17 protein-coding genes are annotated in these 23,954 nt (G+C 63.1%); 8 read left to right on the top strand and 9 right to left on the bottom strand.

Annotation, left to right across the window (positions count from 1 at the left end):
- Position 1: 1 nt before the first annotated feature.
- From livG to LG385_RS15165, 4 genes are all read right to left on the bottom strand, one after another.
- Positions 2–769: a high-affinity branched-chain amino acid ABC transporter ATP-binding protein LivG gene (livG, locus tag LG385_RS15180; RefSeq protein WP_181115123.1), complete on the bottom strand. Its 768-nt coding sequence runs from the start codon at positions 767–769 to the stop codon at positions 2–4.
- The gene (locus LG385_RS15175; protein WP_225774971.1) at positions 766–2,019 is read right to left on the bottom strand and encodes a high-affinity branched-chain amino acid ABC transporter permease LivM; all 1,254 of its coding nucleotides are present in this window, start codon (positions 2,017–2,019) and stop codon (positions 766–768) included. Before LG385_RS15175 ends, livG begins: the two co-directional genes overlap by 4 nt.
- A complete protein-coding gene (gene livH, locus LG385_RS15170; protein WP_181115118.1) occupies positions 2,016–2,939 on the bottom strand; it encodes a high-affinity branched-chain amino acid ABC transporter permease LivH in 924 nt (307 codons plus the stop codon). Before livH ends, LG385_RS15175 begins: the two co-directional genes overlap by 4 nt.
- A 219-nt stretch (positions 2,940–3,158) precedes the next feature.
- Entirely contained in the window at positions 3,159–4,277 is a 1,119-nt protein-coding gene (locus LG385_RS15165; RefSeq protein ID WP_225774970.1) for a branched-chain amino acid ABC transporter substrate-binding protein, read from the bottom strand.
- 359 nt (positions 4,278–4,636) lie between these two features.
- Between LG385_RS15165 and LG385_RS15160 the strand changes: the two genes are divergently transcribed.
- Positions 4,637–4,942: a DUF2288 domain-containing protein gene (locus LG385_RS15160; protein ID WP_225774969.1), complete on the top strand. Its 306-nt coding sequence runs from the start codon at positions 4,637–4,639 to the stop codon at positions 4,940–4,942.
- A 72-nt stretch (positions 4,943–5,014) separates the two neighbouring features.
- On the opposite strand, the gene rapA is transcribed toward LG385_RS15160, so the two are convergent.
- Positions 5,015–7,855, bottom strand: a complete 2,841-nt coding sequence (rapA, locus tag LG385_RS15155; RefSeq protein WP_225774968.1) for an RNA polymerase-associated protein RapA — start codon at positions 7,853–7,855, stop codon at positions 5,015–5,017.
- A 208-nt stretch (positions 7,856–8,063) separates the two neighbouring features.
- Between rapA and LG385_RS15150 the strand changes: the two genes are divergently transcribed.
- Both LG385_RS15150 and LG385_RS15145 read left to right on the top strand, forming a co-directional pair.
- On the top strand, positions 8,064–8,390 hold the full coding sequence (locus tag LG385_RS15150; RefSeq protein ID WP_181115109.1) for an aspartate-semialdehyde dehydrogenase: 327 nt from the start codon (positions 8,064–8,066) through the stop codon (positions 8,388–8,390).
- Positions 8,391–8,450: 60 nt separating this feature from the next.
- Positions 8,451–8,609, top strand: coding sequence for a hypothetical protein (locus LG385_RS15145; protein ID WP_181115106.1), 159 nt, complete (start codon positions 8,451–8,453; stop codon positions 8,607–8,609).
- Between the two features lie 131 nt (positions 8,610–8,740).
- Here LG385_RS15145 and LG385_RS15140 read toward each other — a convergent pair whose 3' ends face one another.
- Complete coding sequence (locus tag LG385_RS15140; RefSeq protein ID WP_225774967.1) at positions 8,741–9,211, bottom strand: MaoC family dehydratase; 471 nt, start codon at positions 9,209–9,211, stop codon at positions 8,741–8,743.
- A 170-nt stretch (positions 9,212–9,381) separates the two neighbouring features.
- On the opposite strand from LG385_RS15140, the gene LG385_RS15135 reads away from it, so the two are divergent.
- Together LG385_RS15135 and fadD1 are read left to right on the top strand one after the other, a co-directional pair.
- A complete protein-coding gene (locus LG385_RS15135; RefSeq protein WP_225774966.1) occupies positions 9,382–11,109 on the top strand; it encodes a long-chain-fatty-acid--CoA ligase in 1,728 nt (575 codons plus the stop codon).
- Between the two features lie 174 nt (positions 11,110–11,283).
- Positions 11,284–12,981, top strand: a complete 1,698-nt coding sequence (gene fadD1 / locus LG385_RS15130; RefSeq protein WP_181115099.1) for a long-chain-fatty-acid--CoA ligase FadD1 — start codon at positions 11,284–11,286, stop codon at positions 12,979–12,981.
- Positions 12,982–13,022: 41 nt separating this feature from the next.
- On the opposite strand, the gene LG385_RS15125 is transcribed toward fadD1, so the two are convergent.
- Complete coding sequence (locus LG385_RS15125; RefSeq protein WP_225774965.1) at positions 13,023–14,312, bottom strand: NAD(P)/FAD-dependent oxidoreductase; 1,290 nt, start codon at positions 14,310–14,312, stop codon at positions 13,023–13,025.
- Between the two features lie 16 nt (positions 14,313–14,328).
- The gene (locus tag LG385_RS15120; protein WP_225774964.1) at positions 14,329–15,690 is read right to left on the bottom strand and encodes a glutamine synthetase family protein; all 1,362 of its coding nucleotides are present in this window, start codon (positions 15,688–15,690) and stop codon (positions 14,329–14,331) included.
- A gap of 382 nt (positions 15,691–16,072) precedes the next feature.
- Between LG385_RS15120 and hrpA the strand changes: the two genes are divergently transcribed.
- Together hrpA and LG385_RS15110 are read left to right on the top strand one after the other, a co-directional pair.
- Positions 16,073–19,984, top strand: coding sequence for an ATP-dependent RNA helicase HrpA (hrpA, locus tag LG385_RS15115; protein WP_225774963.1), 3,912 nt, complete (start codon positions 16,073–16,075; stop codon positions 19,982–19,984).
- 82 nt (positions 19,985–20,066) lie between these two features.
- The gene (locus LG385_RS15110) at positions 20,067–21,188 is read left to right on the top strand and encodes a beta-ketoacyl-ACP synthase III (protein ID WP_181115088.1); all 1,122 of its coding nucleotides are present in this window, start codon (positions 20,067–20,069) and stop codon (positions 21,186–21,188) included.
- A 45-nt stretch (positions 21,189–21,233) separates the two neighbouring features.
- Here the strand turns inward: LG385_RS15110 and LG385_RS15105 are convergent, their stop codons facing one another.
- Positions 21,234–22,514 (bottom strand): putative porin, encoded by a 1,281-nt coding sequence (locus tag LG385_RS15105; protein WP_225774962.1) that lies wholly within the window; start codon positions 22,512–22,514, stop codon positions 21,234–21,236.
- Between the two features lie 315 nt (positions 22,515–22,829).
- On the opposite strand from LG385_RS15105, the gene LG385_RS15100 reads away from it, so the two are divergent.
- Complete coding sequence (locus LG385_RS15100; RefSeq protein ID WP_225774961.1) at positions 22,830–23,954, top strand: GNAT family N-acetyltransferase; 1,125 nt, start codon at positions 22,830–22,832, stop codon at positions 23,952–23,954.

Below are 23,954 nucleotides of genomic sequence, written 5' to 3'. Positions count from 1 at the left end.
CTCAGGCTTCCCCCAGGTAGGCTTTGATCACGTCGGGGTTGTCCCGGATCTGTTCGGGTGTGCCATCGGCCAGGGGCGTGCCCTGGTTGATCACCACAATGTGGTCGGAGATGGTCATCACCAGCTTCATGTCGTGCTCGATCAGCAGCACGGTTGCGTTGTATTCCTCGCGCAGCACGCCGATCAATGCCTTCAGCTCGTCGGTTTCACGAGGATTGAGGCCCGCGGCCGGTTCGTCGAGCATCAGAATGCGCGGGCGCGTCATCATGCAACGGGCGATTTCCAGCCGGCGCTGCTGACCGTACGCCAACGTACCAGCAGGGCGGTTGGCCACGTCCTTGAGGTTCACCCGCTCGAGCCAGTGCTCGGCGTATTCCATGGCCTCGCGCTCGCTGCGACGGAAACCAGGGGTTTTGAACAACCCGGCCAGGAAGTTGGTGTTCAGGTGCCGATGCTGGGCGATCAGCAGGTTTTCTACCGCGGTCATGTCCTTGAACAGGCGAACGTTCTGGAACGTGCGCACCACGCCCTTGCGGGCGATCACATGGCCGGGCAGGCCTTGCACCGGCTCACCGTCCAGCAGGATGGTGCCGCCGGTAGGCTTGTAGAAGCCGGTAAGGCAGTTGAACACTGTGGTTTTGCCGGCGCCGTTGGGGCCGATCAGTGACACCACTTGTTTCTCTTTGACGGTCAAGGCCACGCCGTTGACCGCCAGCAGCCCGCCAAAGCGCATGGACAGGCCGCTGACTTGCAGAATTTCACGGCTCATCGACGCAGCTCCATGTGGGGACGTTGCATGGGCAGCAGGCCCTGCGGGCGCCACACCATCATCAGCACCATCAAGGCGCCGAACATCAACATGCGGTAGTCGCTGAACTCACGCATCAATTCAGGTAGCAGGATCATCACGATCGCCGCGAGAATCACCCCAAGCTGCGAGCCCATTCCGCCCAGCACCACGATGGCGAGAATGATCGCCGACTCGATGAAGGTGAAGGATTCGGGCGTGACCAGCCCCTGCCGCGCGGCGAAGAAGCTGCCGGCGAAGCCCGCGAAGGCGGCGCCCAGGGTAAAGGCCGACAGCTTGATCACAGTGGGGTTGAGCCCCAGCGCGCGGCAGGCGATTTCGTCTTCACGCAGCGCTTCCCATGCACGGCCGATCGGCATGCGCAGCAGGCGATTGATCACGAACAGCGCCGCCAGGGCCAGCAGCAGGGCGATCAGGTACAGGTACACCACCTTGTCCGCCGCGTTGTAGTCCAGCCCGAAGAACTGGTGGAACGTCTGCGCCCCTTCCGCTGCCCGCCGCTCGAAGCTGAGGCCGAAGAAGGTAGGCTTTTCAATGTTGCCGATACCGTTCGGGCCGCCGGTGATGCTGGTGAGGTTACGCAGGAAGATGCGGATGATCTCACCGAAGCCCAGTGTGACGATGGCCAGGTAATCACCACGCAGGCGCAGCACGGGGAAGCCCAGCACAAAGCCGAACAGTGCCGCCAGCAGGCCCGCCAGTGGCAGGCATTCCCAGAAGCTCAAACCCAGGTAATGGGAGAGCAGGGCATAGCTGTAGGCGCCCACGGCATAGAAGCCCACGTAGCCCAGGTCCAGCAGGCCGGCCAGGCCGACCACGATATTGAGGCCCAGGCCGAGCATCACGTAGATCAGCACCAGCGTGGCGATGTCCACCGCCCCTCGGGAGCCGAAGAATGGCCAGATGAATGCCAGCACGATCAACGCGGCGAGGCCCCAGCGCTGGGTGCGCGGCAGGGTGAGCCAGTTGGAGACGTTGGTCGGCAGCAGCGGGGCCCGGCTTGGCTTGCTTGCACCGCTGTTGCGGCTGGCCAGCAACACGCGGACGAACAGGGCCACCGAGCACAGGGCGATGATGATCACGGTCGTGGGATCAGCGCCCTGCACCTGCAAGGTTACGCCGGAGAACACCAGCTTGAGCCCGAACACCGGGTAGGCCACGGCCCATACCAGCAGCGCGCTGAACAGCGCGGACTTGATAGACTTGCTCATACCTTTTCAACCTCCGGGCGACCGAGAATGCCGGTCGGGCGGAACAGCAACACCAGCACGAGCAGCCCGAAAGCCACCACGTCCTTGTATTGATCGCCGAATACATCGGCGCCGAACGCTTCGGCGACGCCTAGCACCAGGCCGCCAAGCATGGCCCCCGGGATGCTGCCAATACCGCCCAGCACCGCCGCGGTGAACGCTTTCAGGCCTACGAGGAACCCGGCGCTGGGGTTGATCACGCCGTACTGCATGCTCAGCAGCATTGCCGCGACCGCGGCCAGCGCGGCGCCGATCACGAAGGTAAGGGCGATCACGCTGTTGGTGTTGATCCCCAGCAGGTTGGCCATTTTCATGTCTTCGGCGCAGGCGCGGCAGGCGCGGCCCATGCGTGAACGGGAAATGAACAGGGTGAGGCCATACATGGCTGCCAAGGTGACCACGAACACCAGGATCTGCATGTAGGAAATCAGTACTTCCTGTGCGCCACCGGGGCCAAAGCTGACGCTGCCCGGCAGCAGGTTGGGAATCGCGAAGTTGCCTGACCCCTGCGACAGCTGAACAGCGTTCTGGAGAAAGATGGACATGCCGATCGCGGAAATCAGCGGGATCAGGCGGTTACTGTTGCGCAACGGGCGATACGCCACGCGCTCGATGCTGTAGCCATAGGCGCTGGTGACGAGGATGGCCGCGGCAAAGCCGGCGATCATGAGCACAGGCAAGCTGTGGATACCCATCATTGCCAGCCCTGCGAGCACCATGAAGGCCACGTAGGAGCCGATCATGTATACCTCGCCGTGGGCGAAGTTGATCATGCCGATGATGCCGTAGACCATGGTGTAGCCGATGGCGATCAGGGCGTAGGTGCTGCCAATGGTCAAGCCGTTAACCAGCTGTTGCAGGTAGTGAAAAATATCGGGCATTTGCCGCGCTCCTAAAAACCTGTCTGCATTTCTCCGGCGAGCTGGGCGGGGTAGGCACTCTCAAGGAGCCTTCAGCCTCGGCTGGTCCGGCGAACCGCGTGTAACGGTTTTAAGATTTTCAGGGGAAGCCCTTGCCGGATCACGGCACAGGCTTCGGTACTCGTAAAACAAAGCCCACTGCGCGAGGGCAGTGGGCTTTGAGGGGCCTTGGTGGGCGGATTACTTCGCTTCGGTCTTGGGCTTGCCGTAGTGCCATTCGTAGACCACGAACTGGAAGTTCTTCAGGTCGCCCTTGTCGTCGTAGCTCAGGTCGCCCATCGGGGTCTTGAAGGAACCAGCGTGGATGGCCTGGGCCACTTTCTCGCTGTCTTCGCTTTTCGCGGCCTTGATGCCATCGGCAATGATTTGCACGGCGGTATAGGACGGGAATACGAACGGCCCGCTCGGGTCTTCCTTCTTGTCCTTGAAGGCCTGGGTCAGAGCCTGGTTGGCCGGGTCCTGATCAAAGGATTTTGGCAGGGTAACCAGCAAGCCTTCGGACGCTTCCCCGGCGATCTGCGAGATCGAGTCGTTACCCACGCCTTCCGGGCCCATGAACTTCGCGTTCAGGCCTTTTTCCTTGGACTGGCGCAGGATCTGGCCCAGTTCGGGGTGGTAGCCGCCGTAGTAGACGAAGTCCACGTTGGCTTGCTTGAGCTTGGCGATGAGGGAGGAGAAGTCCTTGTCGCCGGCGTTGATGCCTTCGAACACGGCAACCTTCACGCCCTTGCCTTCGAGGGTTTGCTTGACGGCGGTGGCGATGCCTTCACCGTACTGCTGCTTGTCGTGGACGACCGCCACAACCTTGGGCTTCACGTGATCGGCGATGTAATTGCCGGCTGCCGGGCCCTGGGCGCTGTCCAGGCCGATGGTGCGGAACACCAGCTTGTAGCCACGGCTGGTGATGTCCGGGCTGGTAGCGGCCGGAGTGATCATCAGCACGCCTTCGTCTTCATAAATGTCGGAGGCCGGCTGAGTGGAGCTGGAGCACAGGTGGCCTACCACGAACTTCACGCCGTCGTTGACTACCTTGTTGGCCACGGCCACGGCCTGCTTGGGATCGCAGGCATCGTCATATTGCACGGCTTCGAGCTTCTTGCCATCCACGCCACCTTTGGCGTTGATCTGGTCGATGGCCATCAGGGCACCACGGAACTGCATGGCACCGTATTCAGCGACCGGGCCGGTTTTCGGGCCAGCGATGCCGACCTTGATGGTGTCGGCGGCGTAAGAGTAGCTCGCGGCGCCCGCGAGTACCATGGCGGCGAACAGCTTGGACATCTTGGTAGTGTTGTGCATAGGGCTCCACTCTCGTGTTTTTAGTTCTTATAGTCCGTGCGGCGGGGGCCTCGGGACCGGTATCGCGAACCTGCTTTCGCAGGTGCACCAGAATCGACCAAACCCGGCCCGCCCCGTGGTATCACCGGCGCAGTGTAGATTGCACCTTGAGCCCTTGGAAAGCTGGCCAGTTGCCGTACCTTGGCATTATGTCGCTTCTGTGAAAGTTTTTTATATATTGAGTGCAGGGCTTTGCCGTTCATCGCGCTCAAGCCCCGAAATTGCGGGTGTTTCCTGTGTGACGCGGATTTGAAACCGGGTTTTTCAGAACTGACGCACTCGCTATCATAGCCGCCACCTCAGTTTCTCAGGCCCGGCCAATGACACAACACACAAGCACCCTCTATGCCAAATTGCTCGGCGAGACGGCAAAGATCAGCTGGCAAGAGCTACAGCCCTTCTTTGCCAAGGGCGCACTCTTGTGGGTCGCTCCAGAGCTGGACCTGGTAGCGGTCGCCGAAGCAATGGCCAAAAACGATAAAGGGCGGGTAAGCGCCTGGCTTGAGGCAGGCACGCTGGAAAGGCTGGGAGAACGCCGGGCGGCAGAACTGGTAGAGCGCGACCCGCAACTGTGGGCTGTCGTTGTATCGCCGTGGGTTGTGTTCCAGGAAAGGGCAAGCAGCTAGAGTGCCGCCCTATAGCGGTGCATTGCAGCCGGTAGCGACCCGTTGCGGGCGCCACCGGCTGGTTGTTCAACGTTAACCAGCAACCAGTACGCGGATGGCCTCCAGGCGCAGGGCGGCCTTGGCCAGCATCGCCAGGCCCTGTTCGCGTTGATCTCGCAGCGCCTGGATTTCGCTCTCGCGTACGCTCGGGTTGATCGCGCGCAGCGCGGTCAGGCGGGCTATTTCCTCGTCCAGTTCGGCACCCAGACGGCGTTGCGCCTCGGCGACACGCTCGGCATGGCGTGGCGCTACTTTTGCCTCGGCGCCATTGATGCGCGGGGCCAGGGCGTCGCGCTGGGCCTGGATAAACTTGTTGGCGCTGCCCTTGGGCACGCTTTCAAGCTGATCGTTGAGCGTTTCGAACGCCACCCGTGGCGCCAGGTCATTGCCGTTGCCGTCCAACAGGCAGCGCAGCGCCATGGGGGGCAGGAAGCGGCCCAGCTGCAAGGCCCGTGGCGCCACGGCCTCACTCACATACAGCAACTCGAGCAGGACCGTGCCGGGCTTCAAGGCCTTGTTCTTGATAAGCGCCACGGCGGTGTTGCCCATCGAGCCGGACAGCACCAGGTCCATGCCGCCTTGAACCATGGGGTGTTCCCAAGTGAGGAATTGCATGTCCTCGCGAGACAGCGCCTGTTGGCGGTCGTAGGTGATGGTCACACCTTCGTCGTCCCCCAGGGGGAAGCTGGCGTCGAGCATCTTCTCGCTGGGCTTGAGGACCAGCGCGTTTTCCGAGTGGTCCTCGCTGTCGATACCGAAGGCATCGAACAGGGTTTCCATATAGATCGGCAGTGCGAACTGGTCGTCCTGCTCTTCGATGGCCTCGACCAGCGCCTGGCCTTCGCCAGCGCCGCCGGAGTTGAGCTCCAGCAGGCGGTCGCGGCCGCTGTGCAGTTCGGCTTCCAGTTGCTCGCGCTCGGTGCGTGCCTCGGCGATCAACGCTTCGAATTCGGCTTCGCTGCCACCGTCCAGTTGCGCTTGCAGCCGCTCGCCAAAGCGATGCTGCAGCGTGTTGCCGGTGGGGCAGGTGTTGAGGAAGGCGTTCAGCGCTTCGTGGTACCAGCGGAACTGCCGCGCCTGCGGCGTGGCGGCCAGGTAGGGCACATGCAACTGGATCACGTGCTTCTGGCCGATACGGTCCAGGCGGCCGATGCGTTGTTCAAGCAGGTCGGGGTGCGCTGGCAGATCGAACAGCACCAGGTGGTGGGCGAACTGGAAGTTACGGCCTTCAGAGCCGATCTCGGAGCAGATCAGCACCTGGGCGCCGTACTCTTCGTCGGCGAAGTAGGCGGCCGCGCGGTCCCGCTCCAGGATGCTCATGCCTTCGTGGAAGGTAGTGGCCGGAATGCCCGAGCGCACCCGCAAGGCGTCTTCAAGGTCCATGGCGGTTTCGGCCTTGGCGCAGATCACCAGTACCTTCATCTTCTTCAAGGCTTTGAGCGTGTCGATCAGCCAGGTGACCCGTGGGTCGAAGCGCCACCAGCGGTGTTCGTCGGTATCACCCAGCGAGCCTTGAAGCGCGAGCTCCGGGTGCAACGCATCGTGCCCGGTGAGCTCGGCGTATTCGGCCGGTGCTTCCAGCGGGCTGGCGTGCAGCTCGCGCTCGGGGAAGCCCTGAATGGCGGCCCGGGTATTGCGGAACAGCACGCGGCCGGTGCCGTGGCGGTCCAGCAGCTCGCGGATCAGGCGGGCGCTGGCTTCAACGTCGCCATCCTGCACGGCGCCCAGCAATGCCTCGCCTTCGGCACCAAGGAAGTCGTGGATGGTCTTGTGCGCGGCTTCGGACAGGCGGCCCTGTTCCAGCAGCTCCTGCACGGCTTCGGCCACAGGCTTGTAGTGTTCGCTTTCGTGGCGGAAGGCTTCCAGGTCATGGAATCGGTTAGGGTCCAGCAGGCGCAGGCGCGCGAAGTGGCTGTCCAGGCCCAGCTGTTCCGGTGTGGCGGTGAGCAGCAGCACCGAAGGAATGACTTGGGCCAGCTGTTCCACCAGGCCGTATTCAGGGCTGACGTGATCCGGGTGCCATACCAGGTGGTGCGCTTCGTCCACCACCAGCACGTCCCACCCGGCGGCGAACAGCGCATCCTGGGCTTTCTCGGAGTGGGTGAGCCACTCCAGCGACACCAGCGCCAACTGCGCGTCATCGAACGGGTTGCTGGCATCGCTTTCGAGGAAGCGCTCGGCATCGAACAGCGACACTTCAAGGTTGAAGCGGCGGCGCATTTCCACCAGCCACTGGTGCTGAAGGTTTTCCGGCACCAGGATCAACACCCGGCTGGCGCGCCCACTGAGCAACTGGCGGTGGATGACCAGGCCGGCTTCGATGGTTTTACCCAGGCCTACTTCGTCCGCCAGCAATACGCGTGGGGCGATACGGTCGGCGACTTCACGGGCGATGTGCAGCTGGTGCGCGATGGGTTGCGCTCGCACACCGCCAAGGCCCCACAGGGAGGACTGGGTCAGCCGGCTGCTGTGTTGCAGCGTGTTGTAACGCAGGGAGAACCATTGCAGCGGGTCGATCTGCCCGGCGAACAGGCGGTCGCTGGGCAGGCGGAACTGAATGAAGTTGGACAGCTGGGTTTCTGGCAGGGTGCGCGGTTCGTGCTGGGCGTTGAAGCCGTGGTAAACGAGCAGGCCGTCCACGTCCTCCACTTCGCGCACCGTGAGCTTCCAGCCCTCGAAGTGTGTGATCAGGTCGCCGGGCGAAAACCGTACGCGGGTAAGGGGTGCATTGCGCAAGGCGTACTGGCGCGTGTCCCCGGTCGAAGGGTAGAGCACCGTCAGCAAGCGGCCGTCCTGGGCGATCACCGTGCCCAGGCCGAGCTCGGCTTCGCTGTCGCTGATCCAGCGTTGTCCCGGTTGATACTGCTGCGCCATGCCTTACTCCGCCTGCAAAAGCCGAGGATTCTAACGGAACACCCCGCTGGAACCAAAGTCGCCTCGCGCAATTGTAGGCCAGCTTTGCCGACGGCTGGTCTCCATCCGGGCTCAACTTTACAAGCGGTCGGCCGATACGCTGGTCAGCCAGCCCTCCGTTCTCACCCCTGACGATCGGTAGCCGACCTGGCAGGCGCCTGGAGGCGAGATGATTCCACCCGTGACATTACAGCCCTTTGTGCCAGTGAACCCTCAGCTGGACCCGGTCAAGCCCAACCCGGAAATTCCGCCGGTTGCCCCGGCGCAGCCGCCCTCGGCCGACACCGATATCGACCTGCGCAACCGTGAACGCGAGGACGCGGCGCTATTGCTGCGCGAGCACGAGGAGCGCCGTCGCCGCAGGCAACGCGAGGGGGAGCCCGAGGCGGCCCTGGTTGTGCCTGGCGACGTGTTGAACGCCGACAACACCGTGCCTGCTGTGCCGCTGATGGACGCGCCCCCTCGGCAAGGCCTGTGGGTAGACCTCGAAGTGTGACTGGCCATCGTGGCAGGGACGCGCCATGATAGGCGCACACCTTTTTTACGTGCCACGACCATGAGCCAAGACGACAACCTTCTGGATTTCGCCACCGAGCGAGCGCGTCGCCAGCATGATCTCAACGACAAGCGCCTGGCCGAAGTGCGCCGCGCCTTCGAGCAGGCCATGCCGATGACGGCGAAGAAGAAAGCCCGGAAAAAACCGAAAAAGCATTGATCCCGATCAGGTCGCGGCGCGGCCGGGGGCGGTAAGGTTCGTACCTCGAGGCGGCTCCCCGCTGACCTCGGGCACGCAAGGCATATTGGGCGGCTTCGGCCGCCTTTTTTTGCCTGCCCTCGGTGAAGCGCTCAGCCTACCGTGATCGGTGGCAACTCAGTGAGGGTCACGCTCTGCTGCTTGCGGGGCGCCAGGATCTCCGCTTCGCCATCCACGACCAGTTCGTCCCGCTGGTTGAACACGCGCGTGGCGATGCGCACCTTGAACTTGGGCAGCTTCTCGAGGATTTCCAGGCGCACAGTGAGGGTGTCGCCCAGCTTTACGGGTTTCTGGAAAGACATTTGCTGGCCCAGGTAGATGGTCCCCGGGCCTGGCAGTTCGCAGGCCACGGCCGCGCTGATCAGCGCGCCGCTGATCATGCCGTGGGCGATGCGCTCCTTGAAGATGGTTTTGGCCGCGTATTCGGCGTCCAGGTGCACTGGGTTGCGGTCACCCGAAAGCTCGGCGAACAGCTGGATATGGCGCTCTGTTACCGTTTCGCTGTAGCTGGCGGTCTGGCCGACTTCGAGGGCGTCATAAGGGGTATTGGTGCTGGCGGTCATGCAGAAACGGTCCTGTTCGCGTAAATGCCTAGTGTATCGCCTTGTGGCTTCGGCTAATCAATTCAGGATGTAAATAACGCCTGTTCCGGGATTGCCATCAACGGCTCAGCTGCTACTTTCGCCAAGGCTGCGCTGGCATGAAGCCCGCACCCAAGCAGGGGAAAACAACAATGCAACCTGACTTCTGGAACGACAAGCGCCCCGCCGGGGTACCCGCCGAAATCGACTTCACCGCCTGGCAATCGGTGCCCGAGGTGTTCGTGCATTCGTGCCGTGCCTTCGCCCACAAGCCTGCCTTCAGCAACATGGGTCGCACCTTGAGCTACGGGGAGCTGGAGCGCGAGGCTTTCGCCTTTGCCTCCTGGCTGCAACAGCATACCAGCCTTGTCCCGGGGGACCGCATCGCGGTGCAACTGCCCAATGTGCTGCAGTACCCGATTGCGGTGTTCGGCGCCTTGATCGCGGGGTTGATCGTGGTCAACACCAACCCGCTGTATACCGCCCGGGAAATGCGCCACCAGTTCAATGATTCCGGCGCGCGGGCGCTGGTGTACCTCAACCTGTTCGGTGACCGGGTACAGGAGGTGGCTGCGGATACACCGCTTGAGTACCTTATCGAGGCCCGGATGGGGGACATGCTTCCCGCCGCCAAGGGATGGCTGGTGAACCTGGCGGTAGCCCGGTTCAAGAAGATGGTGCCCGACTATCACCTGCCCAACGCGATCCGCTTCAACGAAGCGCTGCGAATCGGCCGCAAGGGCGGGGTAACGCCGGTGCCGCTGCAGCGAGAGGACATCGCCGTTTTGCAATATACCGGCGGCACCACTGGCCAGGCCAAGGGGGCGATGCTCACCCATGGCAACCTGCTCGCCAACATGCAGCAGATGCAGGCATGGTTCGCGCAGGTGGGCCCGGATGGCCAGCGCCTGATGCACGAAGGCGAAGAGACCGCTATTGCGCCGCTGCCGCTGTACCACATCTATGCTTTCACGGCGAACTGCATGTGCATGATGGTCACCGGCAATCACAACGTGCTTATCACCAACCCGCGGGACATTCCCGCATTAATCAAGGAGCTGAGCCGCTGGCGCTTCACCTCGCTGGTGGGGCTCAATACCCTGTTCGTTGCGTTGATGGACCACCCAGGTTTCGCCAGCCTGGACTTCTCCGGCCTGAAGGTCACCAACTCTGGTGGTACTGCGCTGGTGAAGGCCACTGCCGACCGCTGGGAAACACTCACCGGCTGCCGCATCTCGGAAGGCTATGGCCTGACCGAAACCTCGCCGGTGGTGTGCACCAACCCGTATGGCGAGGCCGCCCGCCTGGGCACGGTGGGTATACCGGCCGTGGGTACCACGCTACGGGTAGTGAACGAGCAGGGCGATGAACTTGCGCTCGGGGAGCCGGGGGAATTGTGCGTCAAGGGCCCGCAAGTGATGAAAGGCTACTGGCAGCGGCCTGACGCAACCGCCGAAACCATCGACAGCGAGGGCTGGCTGAAAACCGGTGACATCGCGGTAATCGAGGACAGTGGCTTCGTACGTATCGTCGACCGCAAGAAGGACATGATCATCGTGTCGGGCTTCAACGTGTACCCCAATGAAGTCGAGGACGTGGTCATGGCCCACCCGCAGGTGCTTAACTGCGCGGCCATCGGCGTGCCGGACGACCGTACCGGCGAAGCTGTGCGGCTGTTTGTGGTTTCTCGCGAGGGGACCCTGGATGTGCCTGCACTCAACGCTTGGTGCCGAGAGAACCTCGCCGCTTATAAAGTGCCCCGCCAGATCGTGGTGCGCGACAGCCTGCCAATGACGCCCGTCGGGAAAATCCTGCGCCGTGCCCTGCGCGACGAAGCCCCCGCAGCGGCACCTGAAGCCACTGCGGCCCAGAACGTTTAGGGTAATTACTCTAAACGTGACCGAAGTTTCATATTCGGTTTCGAATATGACCTTGGAGCCCGGTCGGGCTCTAGGCGGTCTTTCGCAAAGCTGATAATCTCGGCCCGCTTTTCACCATATCTATAAAAACCGCATCGAATGCGGTGATCTCGCTGCACGAGGAGCAGGGTTCCCATGGCCGACAATTTCTGGACAGACAAGTACCCGCCGGGGATCCCCGCCGAGATCGATCCAGACGCATACCCGAATATTCAAGCGGTGCTCCAGCAGTCGTGCCGGCGGTTCGCCGACAAGCCAGCGTTCAGCAACCTGGGCAAAACCCTTACCTATGGCGAGCTGTATGAGCTGTCCGGTGCCTTCGCGGCCTGGTTGCAGCAGCATACCGACCTGGTGCCCGGTGACCGTATTGCCGTGCAACTGCCCAACGTGCTGCAGTATCCCGTAGCGGTATTCGGCGCCATCCGGGCCGGCCTGATCGTGGTGAACACCAACCCGTTGTACACCGCCCGCGAGATGGAGCACCAGTTCAAGGATTCCGGCGCCAAGGCGCTGGTATGCCTGGCCAACATGGCGCATCTGGCGCAGGCGGTCGTGCCAAAAACCTCCGTGCGCCATGTGATCGTGACAGAAGTGGCCGACCTGCTGCCGCCGCTCAAGCGGCTGCTGGTGAACAGTGTGGTGCGGTACGTGAAAAAGATGGTGCCGGCCTACCACATTCCCGGCGCCATTCGCTTCAATCAGGCCCTGGCGCTGGGCCGGGGCGTGGCGGTGCGCGAGGCGTCCCCGGCCAGCGAAGACGTGGCTGTGCTTCAGTACACCGGCGGTACCACGGGCGTGGCCAAGGGTGCGATGCTCACCCACCGCAACCTGGTAGCCAACATGCTGCAGTGCAAGGCACTGATGGGTTCGAACCTGGCCGAGGGCAGCGAGGTGTTGATCACGCCGCTGCCGCTCTACCACATCTATGCCTTTACCTTCCATTGCATGGCCATGATGCTGATGGGCAACCACAACATCCTGATCAGCAACCCTCGCGACCTGTCGGCCATGGTCAAGGAGCTGGGCAAGTGGAAGTTCAGCGGTTTCGTAGGGCTCAACACCCTCTTCGTTGCCCTGTGCAATAACGCGGACTTCCGCCGGCTCGATTTTTCCACGCTCAAGCTCACCCTTTCTGGCGGCATGGCCCTGCAGGCGGCTGTGGCCGAACGCTGGCGCGAAGTGACGGGCTGTTCCATCTGCGAAGGCTACGGAATGACCGAAACCAGCCCCGTGGCCACGGTGAACCCCAAGCAGGCAGTGCAGATCGGCACCATCGGCATCCCGGTGCCGTCCACGTTGTGCCGGGTAACCGACGACGAAGGCCGTGAACTGGGCTTCGGCGAAACGGGCGAGCTCTGCGTGAAGGGCCCTCAGGTGATGAAGGGTTACTGGGAGCGGCCTGACGCAACCGCGGAAATCCTCGATGCCGACGGTTGGCTCAAAACCGGCGACATCGCCGTGATCCAGCCCGATGGCTACCTGCGCATCGTGGACCGTAAGAAGGACATGATCCTGGTGTCTGGCTTCAACGTGTACCCCAACGAACTGGAAGACGTGCTCGTGACCTTGCCGGGTGTGCTGCAATGCGCGGCCATCGGCATTCCGGATGACAAATCCGGCGAGGCGATCAAAGTGTTCGTGGTGGTCAAGCCCGGCATGACCCTTACCCGTGATCAGGTGCTGGACCACATGCGCGCCAACATGACCGGCTACAAGGTGCCCAAGGCCGTGGAATTCCGCGACACCTTGCCTACTACCAACGTGGGCAAGATACTGCGCCGGGAACTGCGTGACGCCGAGCTTAAGAAACTGGGCCTCAAGAAAACCGCTTGAGCTCACGCTCAGCCTGTGGGGGCTGTGGGCCCACACCTTCTCTATCGCAACTTCTCGAGCATCTGGTAATACCACATCCCCGCCGCCAGCAATGGGTTGCCCAGCAACCTGCCGGCGGGCACTCGCACGTGTCGGCATTGGGCAAAGGTGTCGAAGCGCTCGAGCGTGCCGCTCACGGCTTCGGCCATGATCTCGCCCATGATATGGCTGGTTGCGATGCCATGGCCCGAGTAGCCCTGGCAGTACCATACGTTGCTGGACAGCTTGCCCAACTGGGGAATGCGATTGATCACGATGCCCATGGCGCAGCTCCACTGGAAGTCGATCTGTACGCCTTTGAGTTGCGGGAAGGTGCGCTCGATGCACGGGCGCAGCTCGCCGGCGATATCCCGCGAATCCCGCCCGGAATAATTGGCGCCCCCGCCGAACAGCAGGCGGCCATCGGCGGTGAAGCGGTAGTAATCCAGCACAAAGCGGCAGTCATACACTGCCAGGTCCTGCGGGTTAAGCGTACGGGCCAGCTCCCCTAGCGGCGCAGTGGTCACGATGCCGCCCATGGCGGGGAAAATCTTGCCGGCAAGCTTTGCCGGCTCCAGTTTGTGATACACATCCCCGGCCAAGACCACCTGCGCGGCATTGATACGGCCGTTACGGGTAATCACCGCCGGCCGGTCACCGTGAACGATCTCCAGCACCTCGCTGTGCTCGAACACCAGCGCACCCAGGCCATGGGCCGCGCGTGCCTCACCCAGGCACAGGTTGAGCGGGTGCAAGTGCAGGTTGCGGGTGTTCTTCAGCGCGCCGACGTACAGGTCGCTTTGCAGGTGGTCGCGCACCCCGGCCTGGTCCAGCAGGGTCACGTCATCCCCCATGCCACGGGCGCGGGCTTCATCGAAACTCGCCCGCAATTCGTCCATATGGGCGGGCTTCATGGCGGCATGCAGGTGCCCATGCTTGAGGTCGCAGGCGATGCCGTAACGGCGCACGCGTTCTTCGATGATGGCATGGCCTCGCCAGCGCAACGCCCAGATGAAGTCATCCACGTCATCGCCCAGGTGCTGACGCATTTGCTTGCGCATGGCTTCATCACCGGACAGGCTGCCTGTTACCTGCCCACCGTTGCGCCCACTGGCGCCCCAGCCAATCTTGTTCTGCTCCACGATAGCCACGCGAAAGCCGCGCTCGGCCAACTCCACTGCCGTGGCCACGCCGGTGAAGCCACCGCCGATGATCGCGATGTCTACCTCATGGCTGCCTTGGCAGACGGGGTAATCGCTCTCCTCGGCGATAGTGGCCGTGTAATACGAAGGGCTTCGAGCTGTCATTTCCATTTCTCCGGATACAGGCTCAGGCCTGGGTCAGATACCAGCGCCAGTCTTGTTCGCTGACTTCAGCCATGAACTGCCGATACTCGGCGCGCTTCACGGCCATATACACCTGCATGAAGCCACCGCCGAAGGCCTCCCGCGCCCACGCTGAACCACCCATGGCATCCAGGGCGCTCAACCAGTCGGTAGGCAGCAAAGTGGTTGCCTGGGCATAGCCATTGCCCTGCACAGGCGCGCCGGGGTCCAGTTCCCGGGTTACACCGTCATGGATCGCCGCCAGGATCGCCGCTGCGGCCAGGTAGGGGTTGGCATCCGCGCCGCAGATACGGTGCTCGATGTGTCGAGTGGGCGCAGGGCCACCGGGCACTCGCAGGCTCACCGTACGGTTGTCCACGCCCCACGTGGGGGCTAATGGCGCATAGCTGTTGGCCTGGAAACGGCGGTAAGAGTTGGCATTGGGGCAGAACAGCAACAGGCTTTCGAGCAGGTGTTCCAGCATCCCGCCCAGGGACTGGCGCAGCAAGGGCGTACCCGCTTTATCTTCGCTGGCATACAGGTTGTGGCCCTGGGCATCGGTAAGGCTCACGTGCATGTGCATGCCGGTGCCCGCCAGGTGGTCGAACGGTTTGGCCATGAAGCAGGCTTGCATGCCGTGACGGTGAGCGATCCCTTTTACCAGGCGCTTGTAGCGCACGGCCTGGTCCATGGCTGCCAGCGCTGGCCCATGCTCCAGGGTGATTTCCACCTGCCCGGGGGCGTATTCTGAAATGGCGGTACGCGCCGGAATGCCTTGCAGCTTGCACGCGGCATAGAGGTCGGCCAGGAACGGCTCGATCTGCTCCAGTTCGCGCAGGCCATAGACCTGAGTGCTGCGTGGCCGGCCACCATCGGCGTCCAGCGCGGGCTGTGGCCGGCCTTGCGCGTCCCGACGCTGGTCGAGCAAATAGAACTCCAGTTCGCAGGCCATCACCGGGTAATAGCCGTCGTGCTGCAAGCCTTCGATCACCTGCGCCAGCACATGACGCGGGTCGGCAACCGTGGCCGGCATGCCTTCCACCGGATGCAGGCTGACTTGTACCGCTGCGGTGGGCACCTGCCGCCAGGGCAGCCGCACCAGGCTGCCGGGCAGGGGATAGGCGCGGCAGTCAATGTCCCCCACCTCCCACACCAGCCCGGAGTTTGCCACGTCGTCACCGTTGAGGGTCAGGCCCAACATGGTGCTGGGCAGGGGGCGACCGCTGGCGTAGGTCGCCAGCAGCTCTTCGCGGTGTAGCAGCTTGCCACGGGGCACGCCGTTGGCATCAAGGATAAACAGCTCGAACAGTTCGATATCCGGGTTGTGTTCAAGGAACACCCGGGCCTCTTGCTCAGTTGCAAACATGGCTTGCTCGCTCGCGCCTCGTGGGCGCACGTTCAGAAAGCCGCGCCAGGAAGCGCGGGGTTATCAGCTCTGAAGGGCGAGGGCGTCCGGCGGGCGGGCGTGGCGGCAATGCCACAACGCCCAAAAGGCGAGGATCACATTGAACAGGGGATTTTCGCCGGGATGGCCGCCACGCTTCGAAACCGAAGGGCCAGTGGTAGAGCGGGGGCAGGGCGCGGGCGAAATCATGCCCGGATACTCCCATGGCCGCTTCGGTGCCTTAAACGGGTATTCGGCGATCTTTGGTTGCAGGCTGGCTAAACATTTCGAACAGGCGCGAAACCGGGGCAAATCTGCGACAATCCTTCGCACATTTATTGCCGTGCCCGCCCGGGCCACACTGATGACCGAACCCACGCCTTCTATCGATACGCTGCTACGTAACCTCGACCACGCCCAGACCGCGGACCGCCACCGGTTGCGGCGCCAGCTGCACGAACTGCGCAAAACGCCCGACGAAACCAAAATGGCCCGCTGGCTGGAGCGCTACCAGGCGTCCTGCGCGGCCGTGGAAGCGCGGCGGGCCAGCGTGCCGAGCATCCGCTACGACGATCAATTGCCGATCGCCGCCAAGCGCGACGAAATCAAGAAGCTGATCGCCGAGCACCAAGTGGTAGTGATCGCCGGGGAAACCGGCTCGGGCAAGACTACCCAGCTGCCCAAGATCTGCCTGGAGCTGGGCCGTGGTCAGGCGGGCCTGATCGCTCACACCCAGCCGCGCCGGATCGCCGCGCGCAGCGTGGCCACGCGGGTAGCCGAGGAATTGGGCACGCCCCTTGGCGCGCTGGTGGGCTATCAGGTGCGTTTCGAGGACCAGACAAGCGCAAGCAGCCTGATCAAGCTGATGACCGACGGTATCTTGCTGGCCGAAACCCAGCACGACCGCTTTCTGGAGCGCTACGACACCATTATCGTGGACGAAGCCCACGAGCGCAGCCTGAACATTGACTTCCTGCTCGGCTACCTGAAAACCCTGCTACCCCGGCGCCCGGACCTGAAGGTCATCATCACCTCGGCGACCATCGACCTGGAGCGGTTCTCGCAACACTTCGATGGCGCGCCAGTGATCGAGGTGTCCGGGCGCACCTTCCCGGTAGACGTCTGGTACCGCCCTCTGGTGGGCGAGCAGGACGAAAACGGCAACGCGGTGGAGGAAGACCTCAGCATCGACCAGGGCATTCTGGCCACGCTGGAAGAATTCGCCGAGCTGGAGCGCCAGGAACGCAAAAGCCCAGGCGACGTACTGGTGTTCCTGCCGGGCGAGCGCGAAATTCGTGATGCGGCGGAATACCTGCGCAGGGCACAGCTGCGCCATACCGAGATTCTGCCGTTGTACGCGCGGCTCTCGCCCGCCGAGCAGCAGCGTATTTTCCAGTCGCACCCGGGCCGACGCGTGGTGCTGGCCACCAACGTAGCGGAAACCTCGCTCACCGTACCCGGCATTCGCTATGTGATCGACAGCGGCACGGCGCGGATCAGCCGCTACAGCTACCGCGCCAAGGTGCAGCGCCTGCCCATCGAAGCGGTGTCCCAGGCCAGTGCCAACCAGCGCAAGGGCCGCTGCGGCCGGGTAGAGCCGGGCCTGTGCGTGCGGCTGTACAGCGAAGAAGACTTCAACGCCCGGCCGGCGTTTACCGACCCGGAGATCCTGCGTACCAACCTGGCTGCGGTGATCCTGCAGATGCTGCACCTGCGCCTTGGCGCGATCGATGCCTTCCCGTTCATCGAGCCGCCGGATGGCAAGGCGGTGAGTGATGGCTTCAACCTGCTGCAGGAGTTACGCGCGGTAAGCCGCGAAAACCAGCTCACGCCGCTGGGCCGGCAGCTGGCGCGGCTGCCGGTGGACCCGCGCCTGGGGCGCATGCTGCTCGAAGGCGCGCAGCAGGGTAGCCTGGCCGAAGTGCTGATCGTGGCCAGCGCGCTCTCGGTGCAAGACCCCCGCGAGCGGCCGCCGGAGCGCCAGCAGGCGGCCGACCAGGCGCACGCGCAATGGAAAGACGTGGACTCGGATTTCGCCGGGCTGGTCAACCTGTGGAACGGATTCGAGGAACAACGCCAGGCGCTGGGCTCCAACCCGCTGCGCAACTGGTGTCGCAAGAACTTCCTCAATTACCTGCGCCTGCGCGAATGGCGCGATGCGCACCGCCAGCTCTCGTTGATCTGCCGCGAACTGCAACTGCCGGTAAACCCGGAGCCTGCGGATTACGCCAAGCTGCACCGGGCCATTCTTTCGGGCCTGTTGAGCCAGGTAGGCCAAAAGACCGAGGAGGGCGACTACCTCGGCGCCCGCCAGCGGCGGTTCTGGGTTCACCCGTCCAGCGGCATAGGCCGCAAGCGCCCGCAATGGCTGATGGCCGCCGAGCTGGTAGAAACCACCAAACTCTATGCACGCGTGGTGGCCAAGATCGACAACCAGTGGCTGGAGCCGCTGGCCGAACACCTGATCAAGCGCAACCATTTCGAGCCCCATTGGGAGAAGAAACGCGGCCAGGTGGTGGCTTTCGAGCAACTGACCCTCTACGGGTTGATCATCGTCGGCCGTCGCCCGGTGCACTTCGGGCCTATCGACCCGGTGGCATCGCGCGAGCTGTTTATTCGCGAAGGGCTGGTGCGCGGGGAGATTCAGTCCCGTGCCCGCTGCCTGAGCGCCAACCGGGCCTTGCTCGAACGGCTGGATGAGCTGGAGGCCAAGGCGCGCCGGCGGGACATCCTCGCCGATGAAGAAACCCTCTACGCCTTCTACGAGGCGCGGCTGCCGGAGAACATTCACCAGACCGCCACGTTCGACAGCTGGTACCGCACCGAAAGCCAGAAAAAACCTGACCTGCTGATCATGCGCGAGGAAGACGTGCTGGCGCGGGAGGCCAGTGAGGTTACCGCGGCGCTGTACCCCGATACCCTCAAGGTAGGCGACCTGACCTTGCCGCTCAGCTATCACTTCGAGCCCGGCAACCCCCGCGACGGCGTAACGCTGCGGGTGCCCGCGCCTTTGCTTTCCACGTTGCCGGCCGAGCGGCTGGCCTGGCTGGTGCCTGGCTTGATCGAGGCCCGCTGCGTGGCCTTGGTGCGAAACCTGCCCAAGGCGGTGCGCAAGAACTTCGTGCCGGTGCCGGACTTCGTGAAGGCGGCGCTGGCCCGTATGGTGTTCGGCCAGGGCGCGCTGCACCAGGCGCTGGGCGCCGAACTCACCCGCATGACCGGCGCGAGGGTGAATGAAGACGATTGGGCCGAGGCCGAGCGCCAGCTCGAAGGGCACCTACGGATGAACCTGGAGGTGGTGGACGCCAACGGCAAGTTCCTCGGTGAAGGGCGCGACCTCGATGCGCTCATGGCACGCTTCGCCGAAGCCGGGCAAGCGGCGCTCGCCATGCCGGCCGCCGCCCGAGAGCCCGGGCCGGTGCAGGCCAAGGCGTTTTCCGCGGTGGCCGAAACCGCCCGCCACAGCGTGGCCGGCCTGCAACTGACCGTTTACCCCGCGCTGGTGGAAGAGCAGGGTGAAGTGCGCGAAGGGCGCTTCTCCACTGCCGCCGAAGCTGATTACCAACACCGCAGGGCCTTGCAGCGCTTGCTGTTGCAGCAGTTGGCAGAGCCTGCGCGGTTCCTGCGATCCAAGCTGCCCGGGCAAACCCAGATGGGCCTGCTGTACCGGGACCTGGGCCGCATCGAAGCGCTGGTGGAAGACATCCTCTTGGCCAGCCTGGACAGCTGTGTGTTGGAAGGTGAGGCGACCTTGCCGCGCGACGGTGCCGGGCTGGCCAGCCTGGCCGAGCGCAAACGCGGCGGTTGGACGGAGCATGCCGAACGCCTGTCCCGGTTGGTGCTGGAAATTCTTACCCTCTGGCACGGGCTGCAGAAGCGCTTCAAGGGCCGGATAGACCTGGCCCAGGCCGTGGCGCTGAACGACATCAAGCAACAGCTGGCCGGGCTGGTCTATGCTGGTTTCGTGAGGGAAACGCCAGCGCAGTGGCTCAAGGAATTGCCGCGCTACCTCAAGGCGATCGAGCTGCGCCTGGACAAGATCGGTGCCCAGGTGCAACGCGATCGGGTATGGAGCGGCGAGCTGAGCACGCTGTGGGCGCAGTATCAGGCCCGCGCCGCCAAGCATGCCCAGGAGGGCAAACGCGACCCTGAACTAATGACGTACCGCTGGTGGCTCGAGGAGTATCGCGTGTCGCTCTTCGCTCAACAGTTGGGAACGAAGGTACCTGTATCCGACAAGCGCCTGGCCAGGCAATGGGCAATGGTGGAGGCCTGAGGCAAGCGGGCACGTTCGTTCCAGATATGGCAAAATTGCCGGTCATTGCCTGATCAGGCGCCCATTATTCAGAGGAACGAACGTGCATAACGTCGTTATCAGTGGCACCGGGTTGTTCACGCCGCCCCAGAGCATCACCAACGAAGAATTGGTGGAGTCCTTCAATACCTGGGTACACCAGCACAATGCCGCCCATGCCGAGGCGATCGCCCGGGGCGAGCAGGAAGCGCTGGCCGAATCCAACGCCGCGTTCATCGAGAAGGCTTCGGGCATCAAAAGCCGCTATGTGATGGACAAGGCCGGTATCCTCGATCCGCAGCGGATGGTGCCGCGGTTGCCCGAACGCAGCAACGACGAGCCGTCGATCCTCTGCGAAATGGCGGTGGCCGCCGCCCGCCAGGCCCTCGAACGCGCAGGCCGCACTGCGGCGGACGTAGACGCGGTGATCGTGGCGTGTTCCAACCTGCAGCGCCCGTACCCCGCCGTGGCTATCGAAGTGCAACAGGCGCTTGGCATCCAGGGCTTCGGCTTCGACATGAACGTGGCCTGCTCGTCGGCCACCTTCGGTATTCAAACAGCCTGCAACGCCGTGCAACTTGGCCAGGCCCGCGCGGTGTTGGTAGTAGACCCGGAAATCTGCACTGGCCACCTGAACTTCCGCGACCGCGACAGCCACTTCATTTTCGGTGACGCCGCTACGGCGGTATTGGTGGAGCGTGCCGACCTGGCTACCTCGCCGTATCAGTTCGAAGTGCTCAGCACCAAGCTGCTGACCCAGTTCTCCAACAACATCCGCAACAACTTCGGCTTCCTCAACCGCGCCGAGGCGCAAGGCGTGGGCGCCGACGACAAGCTGTTCGTGCAGGAAGGTCGCAAGGTATTCCGCGAAGTGTGCCCGATGGTGGCCGAACTGATCGGCAAGCACCTGGAAGAGAATGACATCGAGGTAAGCAAGGTGTCGCGCTTCTGGCTGCACCAGGCCAACCTGAGCATGAACCACCTGATCGTGAAAAAGCTGCTGGGCCGTGACGCCAGCCCGGAAGAAGCACCGGTGATTCTCGATACCTACGCCAACACCAGTTCGGCCGGTTCGGTGATTGCCTTGCACAAGCACCAGGATGATCTGCCCAGCGGCGCCCTCGGCGTGCTGAGCTCGTTCGGGGCAGGGTATTCGATCGGTAGCGTGATCCTGCGCAAGCGGTGATTGGACAGTTCGCGGGCCGAAGCCCGCGAACCTGTTACAACCGCATCAGAACTTCGCTTCGAGGTCCACTTGCAGGGTGTCTACGTCGGCGTTGGTCTTGTTCGCCACGTAGGTGTCGGACTCGGCCATGAAGTACGTTGCGCCCAAGGCAAAGTTTTTGTCGATGTCATACGACACTTTCAGCTTGTGGCCACGAGCGCCTGTGTAGCCGCCGCCGAAGTCCGAGTCGGTGAACGCACCCACAACGGCGTTACGCTGAACGTCGCGGTAGTTGTAGTCCAGGCCCCACTTGTCGAACAGCTTCGTCTTGGCACCGGCGAGCCAGGCGGTGTCCTGGTCGTTCACGGCGTCCGCGTTCTTCACGTATTGGCCATACACCGCCAGCGGGATCGCCAGGCCAGTGATGTCCATCTGAGCGAAGCCTTCATACAGCTTGAACTGCTGTTGTTGGCCAGCGGTGTTGCCATTGACGGACAGGGTGGTGGTGTCTTCGTCGCCGTCGAAGCCGTACACGCTGCCGCCCACGGTGAGCTTGAGGTTGTCGGTCACACCGAAGCGGCCGCCCAGTTGGCCGGCGTACATCTTCAGGTCGTGGCGGAACTGTACGCCTTCGCCGTCCACGTTGTCCTTCAGGTTGTAATAGCCTGCGCTGCCGAACAGCTCGGACTTGCTGCCAATGGCATGCTTGTACGTAGCGGTGAGGCCTTCAGGGTTGATATCGCCGTCCCAGATCACATCGCCCATGTTTACCCACGGCTGGGCCATCTTGCCGCCGATCAGGTGCAGGTTGGGCAGGGCAGTGGGGTGATAGTCCAGATAGGCCAGGTCAACCCAGGAGCTCTTCTTGACGAAGTAGTTGTCCAGGTTTTCGTTGGTAGAGCGGGCATCGTTGCTGCTGCCGGTGGCCAGACGGATGCCGGCGTCCACTTGCGGGTTGATTTCGCTGTACACACCGAAGCGGGCGCGTACGCGCTGGCGGTCGGTGTCCTTGCCGCTGTTGCTGGCGGCGCCGTCGGTGTTCTGGTCTTCGTAGCGCAGGCGAACATCGCCTTTGATCTGGGTTTTCGCCGCCCAGGCCACTTTCTGTTCGAAGGCTGACAATTCCTGTTTCTTGGATTCCTGCGCCGCAGCCACCTGCTGCGCTTGCGCCTGCTTGTCGCGCGCCAGCTCGCCCTGCAGGTCGGCGTACTGAGCAGCGTTGATCGAACCGTTGGCGCGAAGTATCTCCAGCAGCTTCTCATCAACGGCAGCACTTGCGGGCAGGCTGGTGGCCAGCAACATGGCCGCGCAAACGCCGGCTCCGGTTCGTGTTGAAACAAGACGCATAGGTTTCTCCCTGGTTAAAGGCGGGATGCGGTTCACCCCAATTCAGGTCCAGAAGGACGGCACCGCGGGGTTATGCACTGGGCTCCCCGTCTTTGAAAATTGGCGCAAGTATTGCGGCCGAATGTGACAGGCGAGTGGCGCCAACATGGCAGAATGATGACAAGCGCAGCGGCGTCGGTGGCTCTAGCACAAGGGTTGTAGGTCAGGCAAGGGCAAAGTGCCGCTATTGCATGCCCTGCCGCCGGTAGGGCTTCACTGGGAATGCGCAGGGCTTTTACGCAATACTCGGCGCAACGGGCCGTGGGGGAGAGGGTTATGACAGTACAGATCGCGAGCAGCCTGGAGCAGGTCCCGGCTGCCGCTTGGGATGGCTTGCTGACAGGCGCCCAGCCGTTCTTGCGGCACGCCTTTCTCAGCAGCCTGGAAGCGAGCGGCAGTGTAGGCCCGGGAACCGGCTGGCGAGCCGAGCATTTGCTGCTGTGGGAAGGGGAGCACTTGCGAGCGGCGTTACCCGCTTACCGCAAAAGCCACTCCTATGGTGAATACGTATTCGATCACGGCTGGGCCGACGCCTGCCGCCGCGCCGGGCTTGCGTACTATCCCAAGCTGCTCTGCGCGGTGCCGTTCAGCCCGGTGACCGGCCCCCGCCTGCTGGCCCAACACCTTGAACATGGCGTGGAATTGCTGCAGGCCCTGCCTGAGTATCTGGCCAGCAGTGGCTATTCTGGCGCGCATGTGAACTTCACCGAGCCTGGCCTGGATGCCTGCATCGCCCAAGAGCCGGGCTGGCTGGAGCGGCTGGGCTGCCAATATCACTGGCATAACCGTAGCTATCGGGACTTTCAGGATTTTCTAGATACCCTCAGCTCCCGTAAGCGCAAGCAAATGCGCAAGGAGCGTGAGCAGGTAGCGGCCCAGGGCTTTGAATTCGAATGGCTGGAGGGTGGCCAGCTAAGCGAGGCGCACTGGGATTTTGTCTATGCCTGTTACGCCAATACCTACGAGGTAAGGGGCCAGGCGCCTTATCTGGAGCGACCCTTCTTCAGCCTGTTGGCCGAACGTATGCCGCAGGCCATTCGAGTGGTGTTCGCGCATCAGGCTGGTCGCCCGGTGGCCATGGCGTTCTGCCTGGTCGATGAGCACACCTTGTATGGGCGCTATTGGGGTTGCCTGGCCGAATTTGATCGGCTGCATTTCGAAACCTGTTTCTATCAGGGCATGGACCAGGCCATCGCCATGGGGCTGGCGCGTTTCGATGCCGGGGCGCAGGGCGAGCACAAGCTGATCCGGGGGTTCGAGCCGGTGATTACCCGCTCCTGGCATTACCTGTTGCACCCCGGTTTACGGGCGGCGGTCGGTGAGTTCCTGGAGCGGGAACGCGAAGGGGTCGCGCAATACGCGGTGGAGGCGCGTGAGGCCCTGCCGTATCGGCAAGGCTGA

The organism is Pseudomonas sp. Marseille-Q5115, from assembly GCF_916618905.1.
GTDB classification, from domain to species: domain Bacteria; phylum Pseudomonadota; class Gammaproteobacteria; order Pseudomonadales; family Pseudomonadaceae; genus Aquipseudomonas; species Aquipseudomonas japonica_A.
This window is presented reverse-complemented; position numbering and strand designations above follow the sequence as displayed.

Bases quoted from the DNA above. Each gene is read 5' to 3' on its own strand.
- livG (WP_181115123.1), bottom strand. From the start codon at position 769: ATGAGCCGTGAAATTCTGCAAGTCAGCGGCCTGTCCATGCGCTTTGGC.
- LG385_RS15175 (WP_225774971.1), bottom strand. From the start codon at position 2,019: ATGAGCAAGTCTATCAAGTCCGCGCTGTTCAGCGCGCTGCTGGTATGG.
- livH (WP_181115118.1), bottom strand. From the start codon at position 2,939: ATGCCCGATATTTTTCACTACCTGCAACAGCTGGTTAACGGCTTGACC.
- LG385_RS15165 (WP_225774970.1), bottom strand. From the start codon at position 4,277: ATGCACAACACTACCAAGATGTCCAAGCTGTTCGCCGCCATGGTACTC.
- LG385_RS15160 (WP_225774969.1), top strand. From the start codon at position 4,637: ATGACACAACACACAAGCACCCTCTATGCCAAATTGCTCGGCGAGACG.
- rapA (WP_225774968.1), bottom strand. From the start codon at position 7,855: ATGGCGCAGCAGTATCAACCGGGACAACGCTGGATCAGCGACAGCGAA.
- LG385_RS15150 (WP_181115109.1), top strand. From the start codon at position 8,064: ATGATTCCACCCGTGACATTACAGCCCTTTGTGCCAGTGAACCCTCAG.
- LG385_RS15145 (WP_181115106.1), top strand. From the start codon at position 8,451: ATGAGCCAAGACGACAACCTTCTGGATTTCGCCACCGAGCGAGCGCGT.
- LG385_RS15140 (WP_225774967.1), bottom strand. From the start codon at position 9,211: ATGACCGCCAGCACCAATACCCCTTATGACGCCCTCGAAGTCGGCCAG.
- LG385_RS15135 (WP_225774966.1), top strand. From the start codon at position 9,382: ATGCAACCTGACTTCTGGAACGACAAGCGCCCCGCCGGGGTACCCGCC.
- fadD1 (WP_181115099.1), top strand. From the start codon at position 11,284: ATGGCCGACAATTTCTGGACAGACAAGTACCCGCCGGGGATCCCCGCC.
- LG385_RS15125 (WP_225774965.1), bottom strand. From the start codon at position 14,312: ATGGAAATGACAGCTCGAAGCCCTTCGTATTACACGGCCACTATCGCC.
- LG385_RS15120 (WP_225774964.1), bottom strand. From the start codon at position 15,690: ATGTTTGCAACTGAGCAAGAGGCCCGGGTGTTCCTTGAACACAACCCG.
- hrpA (WP_225774963.1), top strand. From the start codon at position 16,073: ATGACCGAACCCACGCCTTCTATCGATACGCTGCTACGTAACCTCGAC.
- LG385_RS15105 (WP_225774962.1), bottom strand. From the start codon at position 22,514: ATGCGTCTTGTTTCAACACGAACCGGAGCCGGCGTTTGCGCGGCCATG.
- LG385_RS15100 (WP_225774961.1), top strand. From the start codon at position 22,830: ATGACAGTACAGATCGCGAGCAGCCTGGAGCAGGTCCCGGCTGCCGCT.